The sequence below is a fragment of the Sphaerospermopsis sp. FACHB-1094 genome (genome assembly GCF_014696195.1).
In the GTDB taxonomy this organism is placed as follows: Bacteria; Cyanobacteriota; Cyanobacteriia; order Cyanobacteriales; family Nostocaceae; genus Sphaerospermopsis; species Sphaerospermopsis kisseleviana.
The window spans coordinates 21,362-27,361 of record NZ_JACJPT010000069.1 but is presented as its reverse complement, the minus strand read 5'-3'; the positions used below and the strand labels follow the sequence as shown (position 1 = coordinate 27,361).

Genomic DNA, 6,000 nt, shown 5'->3' with positions numbered 1-6,000 from the left:
AGGAGTCAGGAGTCAGGAGTCAGGAGTCAGGAGTCAGGAGTCAGGAGTCAGGAGTCAGGAGTCAGGAGTCAGGAGTCAGGAGTCAGGAGTCAGGAGTCAGGGGAAAGTTAATAAACCAATTACCAATTACCAATTACCAAATAAAGTTTATTTTATTAAATCATCGGTTGCAGGTTCACCGGGTAAAAAGCTATCTTTGACAATTTCATCTAAACTATAATTACATTGTTCTGGAAATGTTGAAAATGGTAAGTTTGTTTCTCCTGATGCTAAATCTCTACCATTTTCATAAGCTTCACTGTTCAATATTTCTAGTTGAGATTTTAAACTAGGATTTTCATTTAATAATTTTAAGATATCCCTTCTTTGAATGCGAATTGTTGCTAACCAACTGCGACTGCGTTTACCTGGTTGATATTCCCATTTTAATAAATGTCCGATTAAAATACTCAGACGGTTTCTTAATTCTTGTCGTTCCTTTCTACCCAAAGATTCAATTTCCTCTATTAAATTTGATAAGTCTAAATCATGCCATTGTTGATGTCGTAGAAAGTTAGCTTGTTGTTGAGTCCATTGATAAAAGTCAATTTCATAGAGATGATCTTGAAAATGATCTTTCAGGTTTGCTGCGGTTGGTTGAATTTTAGGAACTTGCATAATCAAAAATCTGGTGAACTGTAATAATTATAATATATACATCATGGAATAGGTGACAGGTGACAGGTGACAGGTGACAGGTGACAGGTGAAAGTTCATAGATACAGCATATTTCATTTTAGTGAGGTACAAACGGAAATCATAAAACCCTTGTGGAACAGGCATCCTGCCTGTTAGCCTTGTACCTCATAACTTAGGAAACGGCTGTAATTATTTGTTACCAATTACCAATTACCAATTACCAATTACCAATTACCAATTACCAATTACCAATCACCAATTACCCATTACCTAAAATGTCACCACACTTCTTATTGATTCCCCTCTGTGCATTAAATCAAAAGCATCATTAATTTTTTCAATGGGCATTACATGAGTAATTAAATCATCAATATTAATCTTTCCATCCATATACCAATCTACAATTTTCGGTACATCTGTCCGCCCTCTTGCACCGCCAAAAGCTGAACCTTTCCAAACTCTTCCAGTTACTAATTGAAAGGGACGAGTGCTAATTTCTTGACCTGCACCAGCTACCCCAATAATAACACTTACTCCCCAACCTTTATGACAACATTCTAAAGCCTGACGCATAACTTTTACATTACCAATACATTCAAAAGAATAGTCAGCACCACCTTTAGTTAAATCTACTAAATACGCAACTAAATCACCTTCAATTTCGTTAGGATTGACAAAATGTGTCATCCCAAATTTTTCAGCTAAGGCGCGTTTATTGGGATTAATATCCACACCCACAATCATATTCGCGCCAACCATTTGTGACCCTTGGATCACATTTAAACCTATTCCCCCCAAACCGAAAACTACCACATTTGCACCAGGTTCAACTTTAGCTGTATTAATAACTGCACCTATGCCCGTAGTTACACCACATCCGATATAACAAACTTTATCAAAAGGCGCATCTTCCCGAATTTTAGCAACTGCAATTTCTGGTAACACCGTATAATTAGCAAAAGTAGAAGTACCCATATAATGATGAATCATGTCACCACCAATACTAAATCTACTCGTACCATCGGGCATCACTCCCCGTCCTTGGGTAGCGCGAATAGCTTGACAGAGGTTGGTTTTAAAGCTTAAACAATATGCACACTGCCGACATTCGGGAGTGTATAAAGGAATGACATGATCTCCGGGTTTAACACTTTTGACACCTTCCCCCACTTCCACAACCACACCAGCACCTTCATGACCTAAAATAGCGGGAAATAAACCTTCTGGATCTGCACCAGAAAGGGTATAAGCATCAGTATGACAAACTCCACTAGCTTTAATTTCTACTAATACTTCCCCCGCTTGTGGTCCTTGGAGTTGCACGGTTTCAATAGTTAGCGGTTTACCTGCACTGTAAGCGATCGCTGCTTTCACTTCCATTATTCACTTCTCCCCTAAATTAACTGATCTAATCTAAAGTTAATACTACTGTCACCTGTCACCTGTCACCTGTCACCTGTCACCTACTCACTCAAGATTTTTTCTGAGCGATCACTTGCCAAACTCTATTACCGTATAGTACATTAGTACCGATTACAAGAGAAACCCCCCAGTCTCACAAACTGGGGTTTTATTGTTTACTTCTAACTCCTGACTCCTATTCCTAACTAGCAACTTGGGTTATTATTTTTGAATGTTTTTTCAATGATTTTCGGGTACGGTGATTCGCAGATTTTGTTAAAATCTAAATCTCAATAACAATTCCTTTATTTTGTAACAAACATGATGAAACCTGCCCTTACTAAAATCGGCACTCAAATGTCTAACTTGACTGGCGTAAGAGCGATTATGAAAGATATTAATGAAACACTCCGAGCCAATCAGGGGCAGGTATTGTATAATTTGAGTGCGGGTAATCCCCTGATTTTACCAGAGGTTGAGCAGTTATGGCGTGACTGTACCGCAGATTTATTAGCTAGTTCTGAGTATGGTGAAGTTGTTTGTCGTTACGGTTCTTCTCAGGGTTATGCACCTTTCATTTCCGTGATGGTGAAGGATTTTAACGAGCGTTATGGTTTAAATTTAACAGAACGGAATATTTTAGTTACTGCTGGTAGTCAAACTATTTATTTCTACGCTGCTAACTCTTACGGTGGCTATACTGATGATGGGGATTTAAAAGAAATTGTTTTACCTTTAAGTCCAGATTATACAGGTTATGGTGGGGTGAGTTTATGCCCAGAAGCATTAATTGCTTATAAACCTACTTTAGATATTGACAGCGCCAATCATCGTTTTAAATATCGTCCTGATTTTAGCCAACTTTCTATTAATGAAAATACTGGTTGTGTGATTTTCTCCCGTCCTTGCAACCCTACAGGTAACGTTTTAACTAATGATGAGGTTGAGAAAATCGCCGCTTTAGCTGCACCTTACAATGTACCAGTTTTGATAGACTCAGCTTATGCGCCTCCTTTCCCAGCGTTAAATTTTACAGAGATGAAACCTGTATTTGGTGATAACATTCTTCATTGTATGAGTTTATCCAAGGCAGGTTTACCAGGGGAAAGACTGGGGGTAGCTATCGGTGATGAAAAACTGCTGCAAGCTTTAGAGTGTTTCCAAACTAATGCAGGGATACATTCTTCTAGATATGGTCAGGCGATCGCTGCTCGTGCGATAGAATCAGGTGCATTAGCGGATATTGCGGAAAATGTGATTAGACCTTTCTATCAGCAAAAGTTTGAGGTATTAGAAAGTACGTTAGCAGCAGCAATGCCCAAAAATTTACCTTGGTTTTTACATCGGGGTGAAGGTGCGATTTTTGGCTGGTTGTGGCTGCAAGATTTACCGATGACTGACTGGGAATTTTACCAGGAATTAAAGAAAGTGGGTGTGATTATTGTTCCTGGTAGTGGTTTCTTCCCTGGTTTAAAAGATGAATGGGAACACAAACATCAATGTCTGCGTATCAGTTTGACTGGTAGTGATGAGGAAATTACTATCGGTATGCAGCGTTTGGCTAAGGTAGCAGAACAGGTTTATCAACGTGAAGCGGTGAGTGTGTAAGAGGAATGAACCACGAAGACACGAAGGACACGAAGAGAAGAAAGCAGGGGAGCAGGGAGCAGGGAGCAGGGGGAAAAAAGAAAAAGTCCCCAGTCCCCAGTCCCCAGTCCCCAGTCCCCGATCTTGATGACTGGATCGAGATTGGTAAAATTGTTGCACCTCAAGGTTTAGGTGGGGAGGTGCGGGTTTATCCTAATACTGATTTCCCGGAACGGTTTGAGGAGGCGGGTACTCGCTGGATGTTGCGGCCAGGGGAGTGTGAACCGCAACCGGTGGAGTTGTTACAAGGGCGGTATATTGAGGGTAAGAATCTATATGTGATTCAATTAGAAGGGGTGAGTGATCGCACTGCTGCGGAAAATCTGCGAGATTGTCGGTTGTTTGTCCCTATTAGCGATCGCCCTGAATTAGAAGAAGGGGAATTTCATGTTATAGATTTAATAGGATTGTCTGTCTTCATGCAGGAATCTGGGGATTTAATCGGAACAGTTGTAGATTTATTACCTTCTGGTCATGATTTATTAGAGGTGAAGTTTGATCCTGCTTTTGATGAAAAAAAAGCTGGAAAAACTGTTTTAATTCCTTTTGTGATGGAAATTGTTCCTGTTGTTGATTTGGAAAATCGGCGGATTGAAATTACTCCTCCTCCTGGTTTATTATCAATTAATGATTAGAAGTATTTAATCAAAAATTCTTGTGGGGTAGTCAAGATGTCTACCCTACTGATCAATTGATAATTGACAATTGACAATTGATAATTTTTTCATCCAACGACGTGAACCAAAATATTTACAAGCTTCCGCAGCAATATTACTTGCTAATTCCAAGGATTGAGGAAAGTTATTTTGTAGGATATAATGACAAAAAGCACCATGAAAAATATCACCCGCGCCTAATGTATCAATGGTTTTAATTTTGGGAACATTGATCAACCCTTTTTCTTTATTACTTAAATATTCTATGGGTTTTTCTCCATGAGTAATGGCAATGTAAGGGATGTTAAAACCTTGCAAATAATTAAAAATATCTGCTTGATTTTTGCACTTGGGAGGATAAAAGTTAGCCGAACAAATAGCATAATCTACAAAAGGTAAAATTTCTTCAAAACCCGCTTTCCAACTTCCTCCATCAATAACAACAGGAATATTTTTATTTTTATTTTTATTTTTATTTTTCGCTGTTTCGGCAATTATTTTACTTACTGCCATTTGATGTCCATCAATTAAAATAATATCAATATTATCTAATATATCATCAGGAATAGAGTTAATATCAGCTTGGGTTTTTACGGCATTTATAGAAATTACTGCTCTTTCTCCTGTACCTTGGGTAACAATGATTGAAGATACTGGTGGGGATGTTTGTTTATTAGGATCTAAGTCAATTATTCTTACTTGGTAATTTGCTAAATCTGTAGTAATTAATTGTGTCATGGAATGAGAACCCAGAACACCTAAAAGTTGAGATTTATTACCCAAGTAACTAAATGTAACAGATGCGTTGGTTGCTGGTCCACCTGCTGCTACAGTATAATCATTAGCAACTAATTTTTGATTGTTCTGGGGTGGTGATTGGGCAAGGTAAATTAAATCTAAAGTAATTAAACCGACAAATAAAGCTGATTTAGTCATTGGTGATTGGTGATTGGTGATTGGAAAATTATACAGGAGAAACAGAAATTATGTTTAAGAACATGGCAATGGACGCACTGGGTTTAAGTGATATTGGTGCTGTGATTAAACCAGAAGATTATAATAAGGTTGATAGTGATGATTACGTAATGCACGAAGAAGGGGAAAAAATCTACTTTTTGATTAAATCAAAAACTGATGAATACTGTTTTACAAATTTAGCATTAATCCATCTTGATGGTAGTTCTGCTATGAGCAAAAAACGGTTACTAAATCGTTATAGCTACAGTCAAAATATCATTAGAGATGTAAGGTTAGAAACCGCAGGAACGGTAGATTTAGATATTGAAATTAAGTTTGTTATGGGGGATAAATCCTATTCTATTGATGTGGCAAAAAATTTTATTGCTCCCTTAAAAGATTTATACAAAGCATTGGTAAAAATTTCTTCCATTCAAAAAGAAAATGGAGTTTATTACCAATATGCTCAAACTAGCTTAAATACTGCTTCTAGTACAGTAGGTAGAGCAACTAATATTTCCACTTCAGAAGAACAGTTTAAGGCTATTAACTGGTATGCTTTTAATTGGTTAAAATATGCCCATGAAACTTATGTGAGAAAAGATTTTGGGGAAATTTTTGAGAAGTTTATTAATAATTAAGCAAGCATTCAGCTATCAGT

Annotated in this window: 6 protein-coding genes; 3 read left to right on the top strand and 3 right to left on the bottom strand. The window is 37.6% G+C overall.

What is annotated here, in order from left to right; translation table 11 throughout:
- Positions 1-147 precede the first annotated feature (147 nt).
- A complete protein-coding gene (locus H6F47_RS18685) occupies positions 148-657 on the bottom strand; it encodes a DUF29 domain-containing protein (protein WP_190650444.1) in 510 nt (169 codons plus the stop codon).
- A gap of 291 nt (positions 658-948) precedes the next feature.
- The gene (locus H6F47_RS18680; protein ID WP_190348045.1) at positions 949-2,058 is read right to left on the bottom strand and encodes an S-(hydroxymethyl)glutathione dehydrogenase/class III alcohol dehydrogenase; all 1,110 of its coding nucleotides are present in this window, start codon (positions 2,056-2,058) and stop codon (positions 949-951) included.
- 345 nt (positions 2,059-2,403) lie between these two features.
- Here H6F47_RS18680 and H6F47_RS18675 point away from each other — a divergent pair, with 345 nt between their 5' ends.
- Together H6F47_RS18675 and rimM are read left to right on the top strand one after the other, a co-directional pair.
- The gene (locus tag H6F47_RS18675; RefSeq protein ID WP_137667467.1) at positions 2,404-3,687 is read left to right on the top strand and encodes a valine--pyruvate transaminase; all 1,284 of its coding nucleotides are present in this window, start codon (positions 2,404-2,406) and stop codon (positions 3,685-3,687) included.
- 5 nt (positions 3,688-3,692) lie between these two features.
- The gene (gene rimM / locus H6F47_RS18670; protein ID WP_190650442.1) at positions 3,693-4,361 is read left to right on the top strand and encodes a ribosome maturation factor RimM; all 669 of its coding nucleotides are present in this window, start codon (positions 3,693-3,695) and stop codon (positions 4,359-4,361) included.
- Between the two features lie 45 nt (positions 4,362-4,406).
- On the opposite strand, the gene H6F47_RS18665 is transcribed toward rimM, so the two are convergent.
- On the bottom strand, positions 4,407-5,318 hold the full coding sequence (locus H6F47_RS18665) for a sugar kinase (RefSeq protein ID WP_190348043.1): 912 nt from the start codon (positions 5,316-5,318) through the stop codon (positions 4,407-4,409).
- Positions 5,319-5,338: 20 nt separating this feature from the next.
- Here H6F47_RS18665 and H6F47_RS18660 point away from each other — a divergent pair, with 20 nt between their 5' ends.
- A complete protein-coding gene (locus tag H6F47_RS18660) occupies positions 5,339-5,980 on the top strand; it encodes a PH domain-containing protein (protein WP_236104057.1) in 642 nt (213 codons plus the stop codon).
- Positions 5,981-6,000 lie beyond the last annotated feature (20 nt).

Coding starts and splice junctions, on each gene's coding strand:
- H6F47_RS18685 (WP_190650444.1), bottom strand. CDS start 657: ATGCAAGTTCCTAAAATTCAACCAACCGCAGCAAACCTGAAAGATCAT.
- H6F47_RS18680 (WP_190348045.1), bottom strand. CDS start 2,058: ATGGAAGTGAAAGCAGCGATCGCTTACAGTGCAGGTAAACCGCTAACT.
- H6F47_RS18675 (WP_137667467.1), top strand. CDS start 2,404: ATGAAACCTGCCCTTACTAAAATCGGCACTCAAATGTCTAACTTGACT.
- rimM (WP_190650442.1), top strand. CDS start 3,693: ATGAACCACGAAGACACGAAGGACACGAAGAGAAGAAAGCAGGGGAGC.
- H6F47_RS18665 (WP_190348043.1), bottom strand. CDS start 5,318: ATGACTAAATCAGCTTTATTTGTCGGTTTAATTACTTTAGATTTAATT.